Origin of the sequence: Nonomuraea africana, from assembly GCF_014873535.1 — a bacterium.
In the GTDB taxonomy this organism is placed as follows: Bacteria; Actinomycetota; Actinomycetes; order Streptosporangiales; family Streptosporangiaceae; genus Nonomuraea; species Nonomuraea africana.
This window is the reverse complement of sequence record NZ_JADBEF010000001.1, coordinates 5,604,900-5,622,326: the sequence shown is the minus strand read 5'-3', so window position 1 is coordinate 5,622,326 and position 17,427 is coordinate 5,604,900. Positions and strand designations below refer to the sequence as shown.

Genomic DNA, 17,427 nt, shown 5'->3' with positions numbered 1-17,427 from the left:
GCATAATTTTCATCGCGTGGAACTGCTGAGCCGCATCAGAGCGGAACAGGCCGACCAGCCGGACGCGCTGCGCAAGGTCGCCGAGGTGATCCTCGCCAACCCCGCGGAGGCCGCCCGGTCGACGATCGTCGACCTGGCCGAGCGCAGCGGCACCTCGACCGCGACGATCACCAGGTTCTGCCGCGCGCTCGGCTTCGGCGGCTACGCCGAGCTGCGCGTGGCCATCGCCACCGAGACGGGCCGGACGGCGCGGCAGCGCTGGGAGACCGACATCGGGCAGGAGATCCTTCCCGGCGACGGCCTGGACAGGGTGCTCGGCGTGGTGTCGGGCAACGACATCAGGCTCATCCAGCAGACCGCCGCGCAGCTCGACCTGGCCATGGTGGAGAAGGTGGCCGAGTCGATCGCCCACGCGGGCCGGGTGCTGCTGTTCGGGGTGTCGAGCAGCGCCGCCGTCTCCAGCGAGATGGAGCACCGCCTGCAGCGCATCCGCATCCCCACCTGGAGCAGGTCCGACGCGCACTCCGCGCTCAGCGACGCCGCGCTGCTCGGCCACGGCGACGTGGCCGTGGGCATCTCGCACAGCGGCAGGACCCGCGAGGTCATCGAGGTGCTCGCCGAGGCGGGCAGCCATGGCGCGATCACCGTCGCGGTCACCTCTCACCCCAGCTCGCCGCTGGCCGAGGTGTCCGAGCTGGTGCTCACCACGGCCAGCCGCGAGACCACCTTCCGCGCCCACGGCTTCGCCGCCATCCACTCCCAGCTGCTCGTCCTCGACGTGGTCTACGTCTCGGTCGCGCAGCGCACCTACGAGCGCACCCGCGAGGCGTTCGACCTGACCGTCAGGGCCGTCGAAGGCCACCGGCTACCAGAAGGAGAATCGTGAACCCGGCCGACTACGCCAGGCACATCGCCGACCTCGTCGCCGCCATCCCCGACGACCCACAGATTCCCAGGGCCGCCGCCCTCTTCACCAGGGCGCTGGACAGGGGAGGCGTGATCCAGGCGTTCGGTTCGGGACACTCCGAGGCCACCGCGATGGAGATCGCGGGCCGCGCGGGAGGTCTCGTGCCCACCAACAAGCTCGCGCTCAGGGACATCGTCCTGTATGGCGGAGCCGACCCAGCCGAGCTCGAACGCTACGACCTCGAACGCGACCCCGGCCTGGCCCGGCGCATCCTCGACCTCGCGCCCGTCAGGGACGAGGACCTGTTCGTGATCATCTCCAACTCCGGCGTCAACGGCGTCGTCGTCGAGCTGGCCGCCCTGGTCAAGGAGCGCGGCCACGACCTCATCGCCATCACCTCTCTCGCCCACAGCACCGGCGTGCCGTCCAGGCACCCTTCGGGACGTAAGCTGTTCGAGCTCGCCGACGTGGTCCTCGACAACCGGGCCCCGCGCGGCGACGCCGTCCTGCCCCTGCCCGAGGGCGGCGCCGTCGGCGCCGTCTCCACGATCACCTCGGCCCTGCTGGTCCAGCTCGTCGTCACCGAAGCGGTGCGCGACCTGGTGAAGGTGGGACGGACGCCGCCGGTGTACCTGTCGGCGAACGTTCCCGAGGGCGACGCGCACAACCTCGCACTCGAGGCCCGTTACGCAGGCCGCATCAGAAGAGGCGGCTGACCCCGAGGAGGTCGCGGGTGCGGCGAAGGGCTGATCAGCCGGTGAAGGCGGGATGCAGCGCCGCCGCCGCTCCCTCGGGGAGCAGCTCCAGCGCGGCCAGCCAGGCGGCCGCTCCCGCCCCGTCGCGGGCGACGACGACCCGCGCCGCCCACCGCTCTTCCAGCAGCCGCTGTACGGCGTGCCGTACCGGGCCTTCGTTGGTCAGCACCGAGCCCGCCAGCACGATCGGCCCGCCGTCGTAGACCCTGGCGACCGTGGCGGCCAGGTGGGCCGCGGCGCGATCGGCGATCTCCACGGCCATCGGGTCGCCCTCGGCGGCGGCCCTGCTGACCAGGGTGGCCAGCGGGCCGAGGGTGGTCCGGTCGTGCTGGGCGAGTCTGACGATCCGCTCGGCCTCCGCGCGCGGGGTGGGGCCGCGGTCGACGCCGAGGAAGTGGGTCACGATCAGCTCGGACAGCGGCCCGCCGGTCTCGCCGCGGTCGAGGGCGTGGACGACGGCCTTGGCGCCCGCCCTGCCGATCCAGAAGCCCGAGCCCGCGTCGCCGAGCAGCCAGCCGAGCCCGTCGGACAGCTCGTCGAGGTCGTGCGCGGTGATGCGGGCGGCGACCGCTCCCGTGCCCGACAGCAGCAGCGTGCCGGATGGCGCGGCCGACCCGGCCGCGTAGGCGATCGGCACGTCGTTCATCAGCCGTGGGCCGACGGCCAGGCCGTGGTCGGCCCAGAGCTTGTCGAGGGCGGCGCCGAAGTTCAGGGCGTTGCCGGCCACGCCCGCCACGGAGCGGGACACGCGCGAGGGATCGAGCCCGTCGAGGGCGCGGGCCAGCGCCGTCCCGATCGCGGCGGCCGCCGCCTCGGCGCCGTGGGCGCTGGGGTTCCCGCCGCCCGCCGTGCCGTAGCCGAGCCTGGCGCCGTCGAGGGCGTGCACGGCCACCCGGGTGGAGGTGGCGCCCGCGTCGACGCCGATCACGATGTCACCGCGTTCCACGGCTCACCCCTCCACTTCGCTCGCGCCGACCGTGCCGAGGCCACCGTACCGCTCGGCCGTCCACCAAGGAGAGTCCAGCTCGCGGCCACGGAAAAGGGGCGGAGACGACGTGGGCGCCCAAACACCGCCCAGCCAGGTCGCCGTTATGCACGTGTCACATCCTGAGTCTTGACGTGACCCGATTGCAAGAATAATTTTCGCCGCAAGGTCCGATATTCGGAAGGAATATTCGTGCCATCTGGTGCCCTCGGCCGCGTCGAAACGGAGTTGCCCGGCCTCCCCGAAGCCCTGCGCAGGGTCGGCGAGGTGATCCTGGGCGATCCGGCCGAGGCCGCGCGCTCGACGATCATCGCGCTCGCCGAGCGGGCGGGCAGCTCGCCCGCCACGGTGACCAGGTTCTGCAGGGCGTTCGGCTTCTCCGGCTACGCCGAGCTGCGAGTCGCGCTGGCCACCGAGACCGGACGGGCCGCGCAGGCCGGATGGGGCGCGGGGGTCGGCCAGGACATCGGCCCCGACGACCCGCTGGACGCGGCGATCGAGGTCATGGCCGCCGCCGACAGCCGTCTGATCCAGGACACCGCCGCCCAGCTCGACCTGGCCACCGTCGGCCAGGTCGCCGACGCGATCGTGGCCGCCAGCAGGGTGCTGCTGGTCGGCGTCTCCACCAGCGGGGCCGTGGCCACGATGTTCGAGGGACGGCTGCGCCGCATCGGCGTGCCCTGCTGGAGCTCGGGCGACGCGCACGTCTCCCTCGCCGACGCGGCGCTGCTCGGCAGGGGCGACGTGGCGATCGGCATCTCGCACCGCGGCCGCACCCGCGAGGTGATGGAGGCGCTGACCGAGGCCCGTACCCACGGCGCGGTCTGCGTCGCGGTCACCTCCTTCGCCCGCTCGCCGCTGGCCGAGCTGGCCGACCTGGTGCTCACCACGGCCAGCAGGGAGACCACGTTCAGGCTCGGCGGCCTCGCCGCCGTCCACTCACAGCTGTTCGTGCTGGACGCCGTCTACGTGGCGATCGCCCAGCAAACCTATGAACGGACCAATCAGGCCTTCGAACTGACCATCAAGGCCGTGGAGAGTCATCGACTGGAGTAGTCATGCCGAACACCCCCCACACTCCTCACATCACGCGACGCGAACTCCTCCGCAGCGCCGTTCTCATTCCGGCGGCGGGGGCGCTCGCCGCCTGCGCCACGCCCGCGCAGGCGCCCGCCACCTCCGCGCCCGCGGCTGCCGCGACCAGCGCCGCCAACCCGTTCGGGGTCGCGGCCGACAAGCCGCTGGAGATCTGGATCTTCGACGGCGGATTCGGCCAGGCCTACGCCAAGGACATCCACCAGCCGCTGTTCGCCACGAAGTACCCCAAGGCGCAGATCAAGCACAACGCCACCAAGGAGATCACCAAGGTCCTCCAGCCGCGCTTCGCCGGCGGCAACCCGCCCGACGTCATCGACAACTCGGGCGCCAACTTCATGGACTTCGGCGCGCTCGCCCAGGACGGCCAGCTGCAGGATCTCACCCCGCTGCTCGACGCCCCCACCTGGGACGACCCGGCCATGAAGGTGCGCGACTCCATCGACCCCGCCGTGATCGAGATCGGCACCTACGACGGCAAGTTCAGCGTGCTCGGCTATGTGAACTACATCTACGGCATCTGGTACTCGAAGAAGGCCTTCGACGAGAACGGCTGGGCGGCGCCGAAGACCTGGGACGAGTTCACCGCGCTCTGCGAGACCATCAAGAAGTCCGGCAAGATGGCCCCCTTCACCTACGCGGGCAAGTTCCCGCAGTACCTCTACGAGGCCCTGCTGACCATGGCGGCCAAGATCGGCGGTAACGAGGTCCTGGTCAACATCGACAACCTCGAGGACGGCGCCTGGACCACCGAGGCGATGAAGGAGTCGGCCACCCGCTGGGCCGAGGTCGGCGCCAAGTACCTGATGCAGGGCACCGCCGGGCTCGACCACGTGCAGACGCAGACCGCGCAGAACAAGTACGAGGTCGCCATGCTGCCCTCCGGCTCCTGGCTGGAGAACGAGCAGAAGGACACCACCCCGGCCGACTTCGCCTACCAGATGTTCGTCGTCCCCGACGTCACGAGCTCCGACAAGATGCCGTACGGCACGCTGCACACCCAGCCGGGCGAGAACTTCATCGTGCCGTCCAAGGGCGCCAACCCGCAGGGCGGCATGGAGTACCTGCGCGCCATGCTGTCGAAGAAGGCGGCGGGCGACTTCAGCGAGCTCGTCCGCACCGTCACCGTGGTCAAGGGGGCGGGCGAGGGCAGGGAGCTGTCGTCCGGCGTCAAGAGCGCCTCCGACGCGGTCGCCGCGGCGGGCGCGAACACCGTCTACTTCCGCTGGGAGCGCTGGTACGCCCAGCTCAAGGACGAGGCCATCGCCGCCACGGGCCAGCTGATGAGCGGCGGCCTGACCCCCGACAAGTACCTGGAGCGCATCCAGAAGAAGGCCGACGAGCTCAAGAACGACTCCGCGATCAAGAAGTACAAGCGCTGACATGCTGCGTCGTCGCCTCTTCATCACCTCGTTCCTCGCGGCGCCCGTCACGCTGTACCTGATCTACGTGATCGCGCCGTACGTGCAGGCGTTCTACATCTCGATGACCGACTGGCGCGGCGTGTCCGCCGCGCCGCGGTTCATCGGGCTGGAGAACTTCCAGCGGCTCTTCAGCGACGGGATCTTCTGGAAGGCGGTGTCGCACAACGCGCTGCTGCTCGTGCTGCTGCCGCTGATCACCATCGTGCTGTCGCTGTTCTTCGCCTTCCTGCTCAACGTGGGAGGAAAAGGCGTCTCGGGGGTCAGGGGATCGAAGTTCTACCGGGTGGTGTTCTTCTTTCCCCAGGTCCTGGCCGTGGCCGTGGTCGCGGTGCTGTTCCAGCAGGTGTTCAGGCCCGACGACAGCGGCATGCTCAACGGCCCCCTCATGGCGCTCGGGCTGCCGTCCGTCGGGTTCCTCTCCGATCCCTCGGTCGCCTTCTGGTCCGTGCTCGGCGTCATGGTCTGGCAGGCCGTCGGGTTCTACGTCGTGCTGTTCTCGGCGGGGCTCGCCTCGATCCCCGGCGACATGTTCGAGGCCGCCCAGATCGACGGCGCGGGCCGCTTCTCGCTGTTCTTCCGCATCACGCTGCCGCTGCTGTGGGACACCGTCCAGGTCGCCTGGGTCTACCTGGGCATCCTCGCCCTCGACGTGTTCGCCATCGTCTGGGTGATGACCGACCAGCACGGCGGGCCCGACTTCTCCACCACGGTCATGGCCGCCGAGATCTACCGCAACGCCTTCCAGTACTTCCGCTTCGGCTACGCCTCGGCGCTCGGCGTGATCATGTTCTTCTTCACCATCGGCTTCGCGATCCTGGCCCTGCGCCTCTCGCGTCGGGAACGAATCGAGTACTGATGTACCTTTCCCGGAAGTCGGTCAGAAAGGACCGGCGTACTCGGCTGGGACCCTTGTCGGCGCTGAGCCACGTGGCGCTGATGGTCTGGACCGTCCTCATGGTCGTTCCGATCCTCTGGACCTTCCTCGCGTCGGTCAAGAGCGAGGACGAGATCTTCGGCGACGCCTGGTCGCTGCCCGCCTCGCTGCGGTGGGACAACTTCGCCAGGGCGTGGGAGCAGGCCCACATCGGCCAGTACATGCTCAACAGCGTCATCGTCGTCTCGTTCAGCACGCTCGGCACCATGCTGCTCGGGTCGATGGCCGCCTACGTGCTGGCCCGCTATCCCTTCCGCGGCAACCGCGCCTTCTACCTGCTGTTCGTCTCGGGGCTCGCCTTCCCCGTCTACCTGGCCCTGACCCCGCTCTTCTTCGTCGTGCAGAACATGGGGCGGGCCATCCCCTTCATCGGGCTGAACACCCATGCGGGGGTGGTGCTGGTCTACATCGCCTACTCGATGCCCTTCACCGTCTTCTTCCTGGCCGCCTTCTTCCGCACCCTGCCCACCGCGGTCGCCGAGGCGGCCCTGGTGGACGGCGCCTCGCACACCCGGATCTTCTTCCAGATCATGCTCCCGATGGCCCGTCCCGGCCTCGTAAGCATCACGATCTTCAACGTGCTGGGCCAGTGGAACCAGTACCAGCTCCCGCTGGTCCTGCTGCAGGAGCGCGACAAGTGGGTGCTGACCCAGGGCATCGCCGACATCTCCACCGCGGCGGGCTACGACCAGGACTGGTCGGCGCTGTTCGCCGCGCTGACCCTCGCGATCCTGCCCATGCTCGTCGTCTACACCGTCTTCCAGCGCCAGATCCAGAGCGGGCTGACGGCGGGGGCGCTCAAGTAGCCGCACCCGTCGTCCCGCCTGGCGGGCGGGCGACGGGTGCCGGGTGGCCTGCTCAGTCCGGCGGTTCGACCCCCTCGTCCGCGCGGGGCGGTGCGGCGGACCCGTCCCAGAGCGTCTCGCGGTGCGCGGCCTCCTCCGGATCGCCTTCCTCCGCGTCCTCGTCGGCGTAGGGGCCGCGCTCAGGGCGCACCGGCGCCGCCTCCGTGTCCGCCACGACCTGGGCGTCGCGCTGGTCCACCTCGTCGGGCGACGCGTCGTCGTTCAACGCCCTGTCGACGCGCTCGGCCGCCTCTTCCCCCGTGTACCTGGCATCAGGTGTCTCGCTCATGACCGTGCAGCTACCCCGGCATCCCGCCCGGTCACCGCGAGCGGGGCGAAGTTTCCGCCCAGGGGAGAGGGGCCCGCCCCCATGGGTCCCTCTCCCCGCGGCGGGGTCAGGAGCAGCCCTGCTTCTTCCATCGCATCTTGACGAGATGGTCGGCCTTGGGTTCAGGCCCGGCGAACAGCGTGGCCTGGCCCGGCATGACCAGAAAACCCGCGGTGACGTACCACGAGTCGGGAACCGTGGCGACCTCCTTGATCGTTTCGGGGCTGTTCCCTGTCGCGAACCCCATGATGGAGAGCCCGCGCTCGGCCAGGATCGTGCGTACCTCGCCGACCTTCTTGTTGACGTACGGCACGCAGTGCATGGGCTCTCCCTTGGCGTCGAACGCGGTCGAGGAGAAGTACTTCTCGCCCGGCTCGGCCTCACGGCCAAGCTCCACCAGGGCCGTGCCCTTGTATCCGACGGGGATCTTCAGCCCGATCGGGCAGCTGCCCAGCTTGTCGCAGGGGCCTGGGCGGTCGATGGTCTTGAACTCCTGGATCACGTCGCCTGAGGGCGCGGTGGCGAGGAGATTGCCGACCAGACCGGGGGTGGCGGGGATCAGCCTGAGCGAGACGTCCAGACCGAGCGCCTTGAGCTGCTCCTGGTACTTGGGGGGGTCGGCGCGCAGGTCCTTCACCTGGATGACGTAGTAGCCGTCCTCCTGCGTGATCACCAGCGCGGCGCCCACCGGCTCGGGGCCGAAGACCGGTAGGGCGGAGGTCCAGCCGAGCACGGTCACCGAGGCGGCGAGGACGGCCACGGCGGGCACGGCGATCCGCCAGCCCATCCGCCCGCGCCGCCCGCTGGACGCGACGGCGGGCTGGACGGTCGGTTCGGGGGAGGTGTCCATGATCTCTCTCATCAGGTCGTGGGCGCCGGGAACCAGTCCGGGGCCGGGGTCGGGGGCGAGGGCGGCGACGATGCGGTCGAGGTCGTGGGTCATGTGCGCTCCCTGGCGAGGGCAACGGCACGGGCGCCGTACCGGGTGAGGTCGAGGTCGGCAGCGGCCAGCTCGGCGGCCAGTCGCTTGCGCGCCCTGTGCAGGCGGATGCGGGCGGCGCCGCCCGAGCAGCCGAGGACCTTGGCGATCTCGGCGGTGTTCAGGCCCTCCCAGCCGACGAGGGAGAGGAGCTCCCTGTCGTCGTCGGAGAGCCGGGCGAAGGCCGCACGCGCCGCGTCGGGCTCGCGCTCGGCCACGGAGTGCGCCCAGCGGGTGAGGTCCGCCCGCAGCCGCACGGCCAGCGCGGTCCTTCGGGACTCGGCGCGGTAGTGGTTGGCGAGGATCCGCCTGGCCACGCCGTACAGCCACAGTCTGGCCTCCTCTCCCGGCGGGATGTCCGCGAGCCGTCGCCAGGCGGTCGTGAACGTCTCGGAGATCACGTCGGCGGTGTCGTCGGGAGAGTCGGTGCGCCGGGCGATGTATCCGGACACAGCCGGATAGTGGGCCAGGTAGATCTCCTCGAAGAGCTGCCGCGGTTCAGGTGGTCCCACGCGGTGACTTCCTTTCCTGGGGGACGCGTCACCTGGGAGATGTGCGGCTCAACCGACATGTTTCATGACGAAAGCCGATCGAGTCTCAGCCGAGCAGCGCCTCGTCCGGGGCGGGAAGCCACGAGCCGGGCGGCCGATCCATCCAGCCGTCCTCCTCGGCGATCGCCTGGAACAGCGCGGTCAGGCCCGGATGCCGCAGGCCCTGCCGGTGGACCAGGCTGACCAGCGACAGCGGCACCGGATCGACCAGCGGGCGGGCCACCGCGCCTTCCACGTCGACCCAGCCGACGCTCGACAGCACCGCCTCGCCGTGCCGCCGCAGGTAGACCAGCAGTTCGTCGAGACCGATCGGGCAGGCGTGCGGAGCGGCCAGCCTGAGCCCGAACTCCTCCGCCAGCCGCCGTCCCAGATCCGTCCACTCGGTGGTGGCCGGGTTGCCGGCCATGATGTCGATGGGGAAGTCGGCCAGCACGCTGAGCGGCACCTCGGGCAGCTCGGCCAGCGGGTGCGCGGGCGGCAGGATCACGGTCAGCGGCTGGAGCCGCACCGGCGTCTGCGCCAGCCGCGTCCGCACGTCGGGGTCCAGGCCGGCGAAGCGGCCGAACGACACGTCGGCCGCGCCCGCCAGGATGGCCGCCGCCCCCGCGGCCAGCCCGCCGTGGAAGCGGGCGACGATCTCCGCCTCGGGCGCCAGCTCTCGCGCCCTGATCAGGTGCGGGGGCAGCGCCGCGCCCGGGCTGTTGAAGTCGACGAGGAGCGGTCCCGCCGCGCCGCGGATCTGCGCGACCAGCTCGTCGTGGACGGCCAGCAGCCGCCGCGCCGAAGGCACCAGCCCGGCCCCCGCCTGGGTCAGCTCCACCTGCCGGGTGGAGCGCGCGAAGAGCGCCACGCCGAGTTGCTCCTCGAGCCTGCGGACGTCGCGGCTGAGCGCCTGCTGGGCCACGTACAGCCGGGCGGCCGCGCGCCCGAAGTGGAGCTCCTCGGCGACCGTCACGAATACCCGCAGGAGCCGGGGGTTGATGTCCACGCCCACACATTAACAACAGAAGCGCGTTAATCCTGATATTTCCGGTGTTGGACGCGGTGTCCGGCTCGGCGAGAGCCTTGTCGCATGTTCTTCCGGTTCACCCACGCCCAGGTCTTCGCCCTCCTCTCCCTCCACAGGGGGGGCTTCATGCTGTGACCAAGTTAAAAAAGTAACTCAGTTACACTTGCTTCATGACCGAACTCGAGACAGAGCGCGCCTACGTCGCCGAGTGCAGGAAGGGGCTCCGGCGCATGCTCGACGGAGCGCGCCACAACGTCATCGTCGGGGAGAGCGTGGCGGGCGACCGCTACAGCGCCGAGCGTCTCGGCCGCCACCTCAAGAGCCTCGCCAAGGAGCTCGGCGAGGCCCCCGAGGGCCCGCCGTTCTTCGGCCGCCTCGACCTGGAGGACGGCCACCGCCACTATCTCGGCCGCCGCCACATCTCAGGAGAGCCGGGACACCCGCCGGTCGTGATCGACTGGCGGGCTCCCGTCTCCACGGCGTTCTACCGCGCCCACGCCGCGGACCGGCGCGGGGTCGCCATGCGCCGCAGGTACGGCTGGTCGGGCCAGACCCTCACCGGCTTCGAGGACGAGCACCTCGACAGGGACGAGCGGGTGGCAGGCCGGATCCTGGCCGCCGAGCTCGAACGCCCCAGAGTCGGCCCGATGCGGGACATCGTCGCCACCATCCAGCCCGAGCAGGACGAACTGGTCCGCGCCGAGCTGGAGGAGTCGATCTGCGTGCAGGGCGCGCCCGGCACCGGGAAGACCGCCGTCGGCCTGCACCGGGCGGCCTACCTGCTCTACACCCACAGGCAGCGGCTCGACCGGCACGGCGTGCTGATCCTCGGGCCCAACCGCGCCTTCCTCGGCTACATCGGCGCCGTGCTGCCCGCGCTCGGCGAGGTCGACGTCGAGCAGACGACCGTCGACGAGCTGCTCCAGCGAGTCCCGGTGACGGGCGAGGACACCGTCGAGGCCGCGGTCGTCAAGCACGACGACAGGATGGCCGCGGTGCTCAGGAGGGCGCTGTACGGGCGCATCAGCAGGCCGGTCGAGCCGGTGGCCGTGCGCGACGGCGCGTTCGTGTGGCGGGTGGCCGAGGACGACCTCCGGCGCATCGTGGAAGGGGCGAGGCGGGCGGCGCTGCCGTACCTGACCGGCAGGGAGCGGGTGCTCTCGCAGACGGTCGCGCTGGTGCGGCGGCAGGCCGAGCTGCGGGGGCGCGGCGGGGACGCGGCCTGGCTGCGCAGGATGACCAGGGCGGTGACCCCGGCGGTCGACGCCGTGTGGCCGGCCGTGAAGCCGGAGGAGGTGCTGGCCGACCTGCTGGCCGACCCGGAGCCGCACGCGGAGGGCCTCCTCACCGCGAAGGAGCGCGAGGCGATCACCCGCCGCCGTCACAGATGGACGGCGGCCGACGCGGTGCTGCTCGACGAGCTGGCCGGGCTGCTCGAGCACCCCAGGGGCTACGGTCACGTGATCGTCGACGAGGCGCAGGACCTCTCGCCGATGCAGTGCCGCGCGATCGCTCGCAGGAGCGAGTACGGCTCGCTGACCGTGCTCGGCGACCTCGCCCAGGGCACCGCCCCCTGGGCGGCTCGTGACTGGGCCGGGCAGCTGCGGAGCCTGGGAAAACCGGACGCCAGGGTGATCGCGCTGACCACCGGGTTCAGGGTGCCCGCCGTGGTCGTCGAGCTGGCCAACAGGCTGCTGGCCGAACTCGGCGTGGACGTGCCGCCCACCCGCTCGTTCAGGTCGGACGGACGGCTGCGGCTGCGCGGGAGCGACGAGGTGGAGAGGGCCGTCAGGGAGGCGATGGAGCACGAGGGCTCGATCGGCGTGATCGCGGCCGACGCCGCGCTGCCCGCGCTGGCGGCGCGGCTGGCCGCCCTCGGCCTCGACGACGAGCGGGTCAGCGTGATGCCGGCGAGCCTGGTCAAGGGCCTGGAGTACGACCATGTGGTGGTGGTCGAGCCCGCGGCGGTCGTCGCCGCCGAGCCGCGCGGGCTCAACCGTCTCTACGTGGCGCTCACCAGGGCCGTGTCCAGGCTCGACGTCATCGGACCGCTGCCCGTACCCGCAGGGTCGCCTTGACCACGTTGGCCAGCGACGCCTCCACCTGCTCGTAGGTGCGGGTCTTCAGGCCGCAGTCGGGGTTGACCCACAGCCGCTCGGCGGGCAGCGCGTCGAGCGCGGCCTTCAGCAGCGCCTCGACCTCGTCCTCGGTGGGCACGCGCGGCGAGTGGATGTCGTACACCCCGGGACCGAGACCGCGGGGGAAGCCCTCCGGCGCTCGCGCGCCCGACCTGGCCGACTCGATCGTGGTCACGTCGGCGTCGAGCGCGTCGATCGCGGAGATGATCTGGTCGGCGTCCGAGTAGCAGAGGTGCGTGTGGATCTGGGTGCGGTCGGCGGCGACGGAGGTGGCCCTGCGATAGGCGGAGACGGCCCACTCCAGGTAGGACGGCTGGGCGGCGGCGCGCAGCGGCAGCAGCTCCCGCAGCGCGGGCTCGTCCACCTGGATGACCGAGATCCCCGCCGCCTCCAGGTCGCGCACCTCCTCCGCGATCGCGTCGGCGACCTGGTGGGTCACCTCGCGCAGCGGCAGGTCGTCGCGGACGAACGACCACGCGACGATCGTGACGGGCCCCGTCAGCATGCCCTTGACCGGCTTGGCGGTCAGCGACTGCGCGTACCGCGCCCACCTCACGGTGATCGGCGAGGGCCTGCTGACGTCGCCGTACAGGAGGGGCGGGCGCGTGCAGCGCGAGCCGTACGACTGGACCCAGCCGTGCTCGGTCACCGCGAACCCGTCGAGGTGCTCGGCGAAGTACTGCACCATGTCGTTGCGCTCGGGCTCGCCGTGCACCAGGACGTCGAGGCCGAGCCGCTCCTGGACCCTGATCGCCCGCTCGATCTCGCCCTCGACCAGCGCCTCGTACGTCGCCCGCGGGAGCGAGCGGTCCGCGCGGGCCGCCCGCAGCTCGCCGGTCTGCGGGAAGGAGCCGATCGTGGTGATCGGCAGCCTCGGCAGCCCGAGATGCTCGGCCTGCGCCCTCGCCCTGACCGGGTAGGGGCTGCGCGCCCTCGGCGCGGGCCGCTCTGCGGTCGCCGGAGCCGTCACCCGGGTGGGCGCGGGCGCCGCCCCCTCGGCGAACAGCCGCGCCAGCTCGACCACCTCCGCCACCTTCTCCTCGGCGAAGGCCAGCCGCTCCCGCAGCGCGGGATCCAGCCGCTCCTCCACGGCAAGGCTGTAGGGGACGTGCTGCAGCGAGCACGAGGTGCTCACCACCACCTCACCGGCCCGTACGGCCCGCAGCGCCGCCAGCGCCTCGGCCTCGCGGGTCCGCCAGACGTCCCGCCCCGACACCACGCCCGCGAACACCGTCCTGCCGGGAAGCTCGAGCGGCAGGCTCCCGCGCACCAGGTCCACGCCGATCCCCTCGACCGGGGTGGCCGCCAGCACCGGCAGCGCCTCGCCCAGGTCGCCGAAGTAGGCCGCCACCAGCAGCGCGGGCCTGGACGGGTGCGCGCCGAGCCGCTCATAGGCCGCGCGCACCGCCGCCAGCTCCTCCGGCGTCCTGTCGCAGACCAGCGCGGGCTCGTCGAGCTGCACCCAGTCCACGCCCTCGGCGGCCAGCGCCGACAACAGCTCCTCGTAGCAGCCGAGCACCTCGTCGAGCCGCTCCGGCGCCCCCGCCAGCAGCAGGAACGTCACCGGGCCGAGCACCACCGGCCTGGTGTCGAAGCCAAGCGCCTTCGCCTGCCGTACCTCGCCGAGGGGCTTGGCCGCGTCCAGCCGGAAGACCGTCGAAGGGGAGATCTCCGGCACGAGGTAGTGGTAGTTGGTGTCGAACCACTTGGTCATCCGCAGCGGCGCCAGGCCCTGGGTGCCGCGCGCCATCGCGAAGTAGGGATCGGCGGCCTCGAGATAGCGCGGGGGCACCGCGCCCAGCATCACCGCCGTGTCGAGCACCTGGTCGTAGAGGGAGAAGGTGTTGGAGGGCAGCGCGTCGAGCCCCAGCTCGGCCAGGCGCCGCCAGGTCCCCTCGCGCAGGTCCGCTCCCACCTGGTCGAGTTCGGCGCGGGTGATCCGCCCGTCCCAGTAGGACTCGAGGGCCCGCTTCAGTTCACGGTTCGGGCCGATCCTCGGATAGCCCAGCACGGTCGTTCTCATGCGGCCCACCCAACCCGTGGTTCGTGTCCGGGTGCATCATCTATTCATGCTGCTTATGCTTCGGGAGATCCAGTGCTTCGCGAGGGTCGCCGCGCTGCTCAGCTTCTCGCGGGCGGCAGCCGACCTGGGCCTGTCCCAGCCCGCCGTGAGCCAGGCCGTCACCAGGCTGGAGAACTCCCTGGGTCTGCGGCTGTTCGACAGATCCGCCCGGCAGGTACGGCTGACGCCCGAGGGTGCGGCCCTGCTCGACGCCGCCCGCCAGGTGCTCGACAGCATGGCCGCGTTCGGCCACGAGGCGGCACGACTGGCCCGCCCGGTCATTCACCTGGCTTATCCACCGTTGGCGGGACCGCTCGTCGCCAGGGTCGCGAGACGGCTCGCCGCGAGGGGGATCGCCGTCGAGCTGAGGACGGCGGGCAGAGGCGCGGCGGCGCGGGCGCTCGACGCGGGGGAGGTCTCGGCCGCGATCGTGGCCGTCCCCGCGCCGCCCAGGTTCGGCACGGGGGCCAGGTTCCACGTCACGGTGGACCGGCTGGCCGTGCCGGTGGACCATCCCTGGCGCTCCGGGGTGGTCGCCGCCGACCTCGCCGGACGCGACGTGCTGATCCCCGGCGGCCGGTGGGCCGGGCTGCCCGGCAGGCACCGGCAGGTGGCCGACGACGACTTCGCCGCCGCGCTCGACCTGGTCGCCGCGGGCGCGGGGCTGCTGCCGATCCCGCAGCTGGTGGCCAGGACCGTGCGCCGCGACGACATCAGGTTCGTCCCACTGGAGGCCGACCTGCGCCTCACCTACACGCTGGCGTGGGCGGGGGAGAGCGTCAGGCCCGAGCTGATGGCGCTGGTGCAGGCGGTGCAGCAGGCGCTGTGGACCCGGTGACATTCTTCAACGCCTCGCGGCGGCTCAGGCCGCTGATGCCCTTCGCCTCGACGTAGCGGACCACCTCGCGGGGGTTGGTCTTGGCGTACTCGCGCAGCGCCCAGCCGATCGCCTTGCGGGCGAAGAAGTCGATGTCGGACAGGCTCGGCTCGATGCAGGCGTAGAGCAGCGCGGTGTCGGTCCGCGCCTTGAACCTGTTCTGGCTCAGGATCGCGGTGCGGCGCTTCCAGAGATCGTCGGAGTGCGCCCACTCCAGCAACAGCGGGCGCATCGCGTCGGGATAGGCGGCGAGCAGACCGCCGATCCGGTGCGTGGCCAGCTCGTCGACCAGGTCCCACCAGGCGCCGGTGACGATCATCTCCTCGTACATCGGGACCGTGTAGAGGGACTGCCAGGCGCGGTAGAAGCGGAAGCCCGACAGCTCGATCGCGGCGTAGCGCTCCTCGCGGTAGTCGGCCTCGCGCCACAGCTCCAGCACCGAGCGCCGCCACTCGGGCGCGGAGTCGATGCGGTGCTCGGTGAAGACCCTCTTCAGCGCCGCCCGCCGCGGGCCGGCCTGCACGCCCAGGAACGGCATGTCCGACTTCATGTACGCCTGCATGGCCGCGGCCTTGCCGGGCTCGGCGACCTCCTGCAGTGCCAGCCGTACCGCCTTGCCGAGGCTCATGCCTTCGGCTGGGTGGACCGCTCGCCGGTGGCCAGGCCGTCGAAGAGCACGGTGATGTAGTGCTCGGCCAGGCCCGTGGTGTTGAGCCGGCCGCCGGGACGGAACCAGCGCACCGCCACCCAGATGGTGTCGCGGATCATGCGGTAGGTCAGCTTCGGGTCGACGTCGGCGCGGAACTGCCCCGCCCCCTGGCCGGCCTTGATCTGCTTCACCCACATCTGCTCCACGTCGTCCTCGGCCTTGACGAGGTAGTTGAAGCGGGGGAACTGGCGCAGGTAGTTCCAGTCGTTCTGCATGACCGTGATGGCGGCGCGGTGCGGCTCGAGTGTGCCGAACCCGATGCGCACCATCTCCGACAGCACCGCGCGCGGCTCACCGCCGCTCTCCAGGGCCGCGCGGTAGCGGGCGATGAGGTCGTCGAGGAAGGTGGAGAGCACCTCGTCGACGATCGTCTCCTTGGAGTCGAAATGGTGGTAGAGACTTCCGGAGAGGATTCCCGCCTCGTTGGCGATCTCGCGCACGGTCGTCGCCTGGAAGCCCTTGCGTGCGAAGATCTCCGCGGCGAGCTTCACGAGGTGGTCACGGCGCTCGGAGGCCGATCCCGACGCGGTGGCGCGCTTGGCCTTCGGGGGTGCGGCGGTGGAGTTCTTTCGCGTGGTCACCTCTCCATTATGAGCCCTTGCGCAATCGCTTGTTCACCGAACCCTCCCAGCTCACCGGCGGTTCCTGTGTGAACCAAGCGCTTGCTAGTCTATGGGTATGAGCGAGGCCTACATCGTCGCGGCGGCCAGGACCCCCGTCGGACGCAGGAACGGGGGGCTGGCGGCGGCGCATCCTGCCGACCTGGGCGCCCACGTCATCAACCAGGTCGTCTCGGACATCGACCCCGCCGCCGTCGACGACGTGGTCTTCGGCTGCGTCGACACGGTGGGACCGCAGGCGGGAGACGTCGCCCGTACCTGCTGGCTGGCCGCGGGGCTGCCGGAGGAGGTGCCCGGCGTGACCGTCGACCGCCAGTGCGGCTCCTCCCAGCAGGCCCTGCACTTCGCCGCCCAGGCGGTGCTGTCCGGCACGGCCGACCTGGTCGTGGCGGGCGGGGTGCAGAACATGAGCATGGTGCCCATCTCCACGGCCATGGTCTTCCCGGGGTTCGACACGCCGTACTCGGGCTCCAAGGGATGGGCCGCGCGGTACGGCACGCAGGAGATCTCCCAGTTCGACGGCGCCGAGCGGATCGCCGCCGACTGGGGCCTGACGCGCGAGGAGATGGAGGCGTTCGCCCTCGCCTCGCACGAACGCGCGCTGCGCGCCATCGACACGGGCCGCTTCGAGCGGGAGATCGCGCCCTACGAGGGCGTCGCCGTCGACGAGGGGCCGCGCAGGGACACCTCGATGGAGAAGATGGCCGCGCTGCGCACCCTCCTGCCCGGTGGCTCGCTGACCGCCGCGCTGTCCTCGCAGATCTCCGACGGGGCCGCCGCGCTGCTCGTCGCGTCGGAGCGGGCCGTACGCGAGCACGGCCTCACCCCCCGCGCCCGCGTCCACCACCTGTCGGTGCGCGGCGCGAGCCCGGTCGTGATGCTCGACGCCCCGATCCCGGCGACCGCGCACGCCCTGGCGAGGACGGGCCTGTCCATCTCCGACTTCGACGCCGTCGAGATCAACGAGGCGTTCGCCTCGGTCGTGCTGGCCTGGCTCAAGGCGACGGGCGCCGACCCCGCGGTGGTCAACCCCAACGGGGGCGCGATCGCGCTCGGGCACCCTCTCGGCGCGACGGGAGCGGTGCTGGCGGTGAAGCTGATCCACGAGCTGGAGCGCGTGGGCGGGCGCTACGGGCTCCAGACCATGTGCGAGGGCGGCGGCCAGGCCAACGTGACCATCATCGAGCGCCTCTGACTTGTGCCAGGCCG

At 71.3% G+C, this 17,427-nt stretch carries 17 protein-coding genes; 9 read left to right on the top strand and 8 right to left on the bottom strand.

All coding sequences use genetic code 11. The annotated features are described in order from the left end of the window. Nucleotides 1-16 precede the first annotated feature (16 nt). Complete coding sequence (locus H4W81_RS26620; RefSeq protein ID WP_192777313.1) at nucleotides 17-886, top strand: MurR/RpiR family transcriptional regulator; 870 nt, start codon at nucleotides 17-19, stop codon at nucleotides 884-886. After that, the gene (locus H4W81_RS26615) at nucleotides 883-1,623 is read left to right on the top strand and encodes an SIS domain-containing protein (protein ID WP_318781973.1); all 741 of its coding nucleotides are present in this window, start codon (nucleotides 883-885) and stop codon (nucleotides 1,621-1,623) included. The genes H4W81_RS26620 and H4W81_RS26615 overlap by 4 nt, the downstream gene beginning before the upstream one ends. 34 nt (nucleotides 1,624-1,657) lie before the next feature. Here the strand turns inward: H4W81_RS26615 and H4W81_RS26610 are convergent, their stop codons facing one another. After that, nucleotides 1,658-2,608 (bottom strand): N-acetylglucosamine kinase, encoded by a 951-nt coding sequence (locus H4W81_RS26610; protein ID WP_192777312.1) that lies wholly within the window; start codon nucleotides 2,606-2,608, stop codon nucleotides 1,658-1,660. Between the two features lie 231 nt (nucleotides 2,609-2,839). Here H4W81_RS26610 and H4W81_RS49485 point away from each other — a divergent pair, with 231 nt between their 5' ends. Genes H4W81_RS49485 through H4W81_RS26590 form a run of 4 tightly spaced genes read left to right on the top strand, consistent with a single transcriptional unit; the run spans nucleotide 2,840 to nucleotide 6,906 of the window. Next, nucleotides 2,840-3,703: a MurR/RpiR family transcriptional regulator gene (locus H4W81_RS49485; protein WP_318781972.1), complete on the top strand. Its 864-nt coding sequence runs from the start codon at nucleotides 2,840-2,842 to the stop codon at nucleotides 3,701-3,703. Nucleotides 3,704-3,705: 2 nt separating this feature from the next. Further along, nucleotides 3,706-5,124: an N-acetylglucosamine/diacetylchitobiose ABC transporter substrate-binding protein gene (gene ngcE, locus H4W81_RS26600; protein ID WP_192777311.1), complete on the top strand. Its 1,419-nt coding sequence runs from the start codon at nucleotides 3,706-3,708 to the stop codon at nucleotides 5,122-5,124. 1 nt (nucleotide 5,125) lies between these two features. Continuing rightward, complete coding sequence (locus H4W81_RS26595; RefSeq protein WP_192777310.1) at nucleotides 5,126-6,022, top strand: carbohydrate ABC transporter permease; 897 nt, start codon at nucleotides 5,126-5,128, stop codon at nucleotides 6,020-6,022. 53 nt (nucleotides 6,023-6,075) lie between these two features. After that, complete coding sequence (locus H4W81_RS26590; RefSeq protein WP_225958806.1) at nucleotides 6,076-6,906, top strand: carbohydrate ABC transporter permease; 831 nt, start codon at nucleotides 6,076-6,078, stop codon at nucleotides 6,904-6,906. A 52-nt stretch (nucleotides 6,907-6,958) separates the two neighbouring features. Here the strand turns inward: H4W81_RS26590 and H4W81_RS26585 are convergent, their stop codons facing one another. From H4W81_RS26585 to H4W81_RS26570, 4 genes are all read right to left on the bottom strand, one after another. Beyond that, nucleotides 6,959-7,234 carry a hypothetical protein gene (locus H4W81_RS26585; protein ID WP_192777308.1) on the bottom strand — a complete coding sequence of 92 codons (276 nt, stop codon included), beginning with the start codon at nucleotides 7,232-7,234 and terminating at the stop codon, nucleotides 6,959-6,961. Nucleotides 7,235-7,340: 106 nt separating this feature from the next. Beyond that, nucleotides 7,341-8,216, bottom strand: coding sequence for a hypothetical protein (locus tag H4W81_RS26580; RefSeq protein ID WP_192777307.1), 876 nt, complete (start codon nucleotides 8,214-8,216; stop codon nucleotides 7,341-7,343). After that, the gene (locus H4W81_RS26575; RefSeq protein ID WP_192777306.1) at nucleotides 8,213-8,764 is read right to left on the bottom strand and encodes an RNA polymerase sigma factor; all 552 of its coding nucleotides are present in this window, start codon (nucleotides 8,762-8,764) and stop codon (nucleotides 8,213-8,215) included. Before H4W81_RS26575 ends, H4W81_RS26580 begins: the two co-directional genes overlap by 4 nt. Before the next feature lie 85 nt (nucleotides 8,765-8,849). Beyond that, nucleotides 8,850-9,791, bottom strand: a complete 942-nt coding sequence (locus tag H4W81_RS26570; RefSeq protein ID WP_318781971.1) for a LysR family transcriptional regulator — start codon at nucleotides 9,789-9,791, stop codon at nucleotides 8,850-8,852. A 191-nt stretch (nucleotides 9,792-9,982) separates the two neighbouring features. Between H4W81_RS26570 and H4W81_RS26565 the strand changes: the two genes are divergently transcribed. Continuing rightward, a complete protein-coding gene (locus tag H4W81_RS26565) occupies nucleotides 9,983-11,890 on the top strand; it encodes a HelD family protein (RefSeq protein ID WP_192777304.1) in 1,908 nt (635 codons plus the stop codon). Here H4W81_RS26565 and metE read toward each other — a convergent pair. Beyond that, complete coding sequence (gene metE, locus H4W81_RS26560; RefSeq protein ID WP_192777303.1) at nucleotides 11,853-13,973, bottom strand: 5-methyltetrahydropteroyltriglutamate--homocysteine S-methyltransferase; 2,121 nt, start codon at nucleotides 13,971-13,973, stop codon at nucleotides 11,853-11,855. The two genes, H4W81_RS26565 and metE, sit on opposite strands and share 38 nt — an antisense overlap. Nucleotides 13,974-14,019: 46 nt before the next feature. Here metE and H4W81_RS26555 point away from each other — a divergent pair, with 46 nt between their 5' ends. Continuing rightward, nucleotides 14,020-14,850 carry a LysR family transcriptional regulator gene (locus tag H4W81_RS26555; RefSeq protein ID WP_192777302.1) on the top strand — a complete coding sequence of 277 codons (831 nt, stop codon included), beginning with the start codon at nucleotides 14,020-14,022 and terminating at the stop codon, nucleotides 14,848-14,850. Here H4W81_RS26555 and H4W81_RS26550 read toward each other — a convergent pair. Both H4W81_RS26550 and H4W81_RS26545 read right to left on the bottom strand, forming a co-directional pair. Then, nucleotides 14,792-15,517, bottom strand: coding sequence for a DNA alkylation repair protein (locus H4W81_RS26550; RefSeq protein ID WP_192777301.1), 726 nt, complete (start codon nucleotides 15,515-15,517; stop codon nucleotides 14,792-14,794). The two genes, H4W81_RS26555 and H4W81_RS26550, sit on opposite strands and share 59 nt — an antisense overlap. Then, nucleotides 15,514-16,179 (bottom strand): TetR/AcrR family transcriptional regulator, encoded by a 666-nt coding sequence (locus tag H4W81_RS26545; RefSeq protein ID WP_192777300.1) that lies wholly within the window; start codon nucleotides 16,177-16,179, stop codon nucleotides 15,514-15,516. The genes H4W81_RS26550 and H4W81_RS26545 overlap by 4 nt, the downstream gene beginning before the upstream one ends. Nucleotides 16,180-16,276: 97 nt before the next feature. Here H4W81_RS26545 and H4W81_RS26540 point away from each other — a divergent pair, with 97 nt between their 5' ends. Further along, nucleotides 16,277-17,413, top strand: a complete 1,137-nt coding sequence (locus H4W81_RS26540) for an acetyl-CoA C-acetyltransferase (protein ID WP_192777299.1) — start codon at nucleotides 16,277-16,279, stop codon at nucleotides 17,411-17,413. Nucleotides 17,414-17,427: the final 14 nt, after the last annotated feature.

Excerpts from the sequence above, each read along its gene's own strand:
- ngcE (WP_192777311.1), top strand. The coding sequence starts at position 3,706 with ATGCCGAACACCCCCCACACTCCTCACATCACGCGACGCGAACTCCTC.
- H4W81_RS26595 (WP_192777310.1), top strand. The coding sequence starts at position 5,126 with ATGCTGCGTCGTCGCCTCTTCATCACCTCGTTCCTCGCGGCGCCCGTC.
- H4W81_RS26585 (WP_192777308.1), bottom strand. The coding sequence starts at position 7,234 with ATGAGCGAGACACCTGATGCCAGGTACACGGGGGAAGAGGCGGCCGAG.
- H4W81_RS26580 (WP_192777307.1), bottom strand. The coding sequence starts at position 8,216 with ATGACCCACGACCTCGACCGCATCGTCGCCGCCCTCGCCCCCGACCCC.
- H4W81_RS26565 (WP_192777304.1), top strand. The coding sequence starts at position 9,983 with ATGACCGAACTCGAGACAGAGCGCGCCTACGTCGCCGAGTGCAGGAAG.
- metE (WP_192777303.1), bottom strand. The coding sequence starts at position 13,973 with ATGAGAACGACCGTGCTGGGCTATCCGAGGATCGGCCCGAACCGTGAA.
- H4W81_RS26555 (WP_192777302.1), top strand. The coding sequence starts at position 14,020 with ATGCTGCTTATGCTTCGGGAGATCCAGTGCTTCGCGAGGGTCGCCGCG.
- H4W81_RS26550 (WP_192777301.1), bottom strand. The coding sequence starts at position 15,517 with ATGAGCCTCGGCAAGGCGGTACGGCTGGCACTGCAGGAGGTCGCCGAG.
- H4W81_RS26540 (WP_192777299.1), top strand. The coding sequence starts at position 16,277 with ATGAGCGAGGCCTACATCGTCGCGGCGGCCAGGACCCCCGTCGGACGC.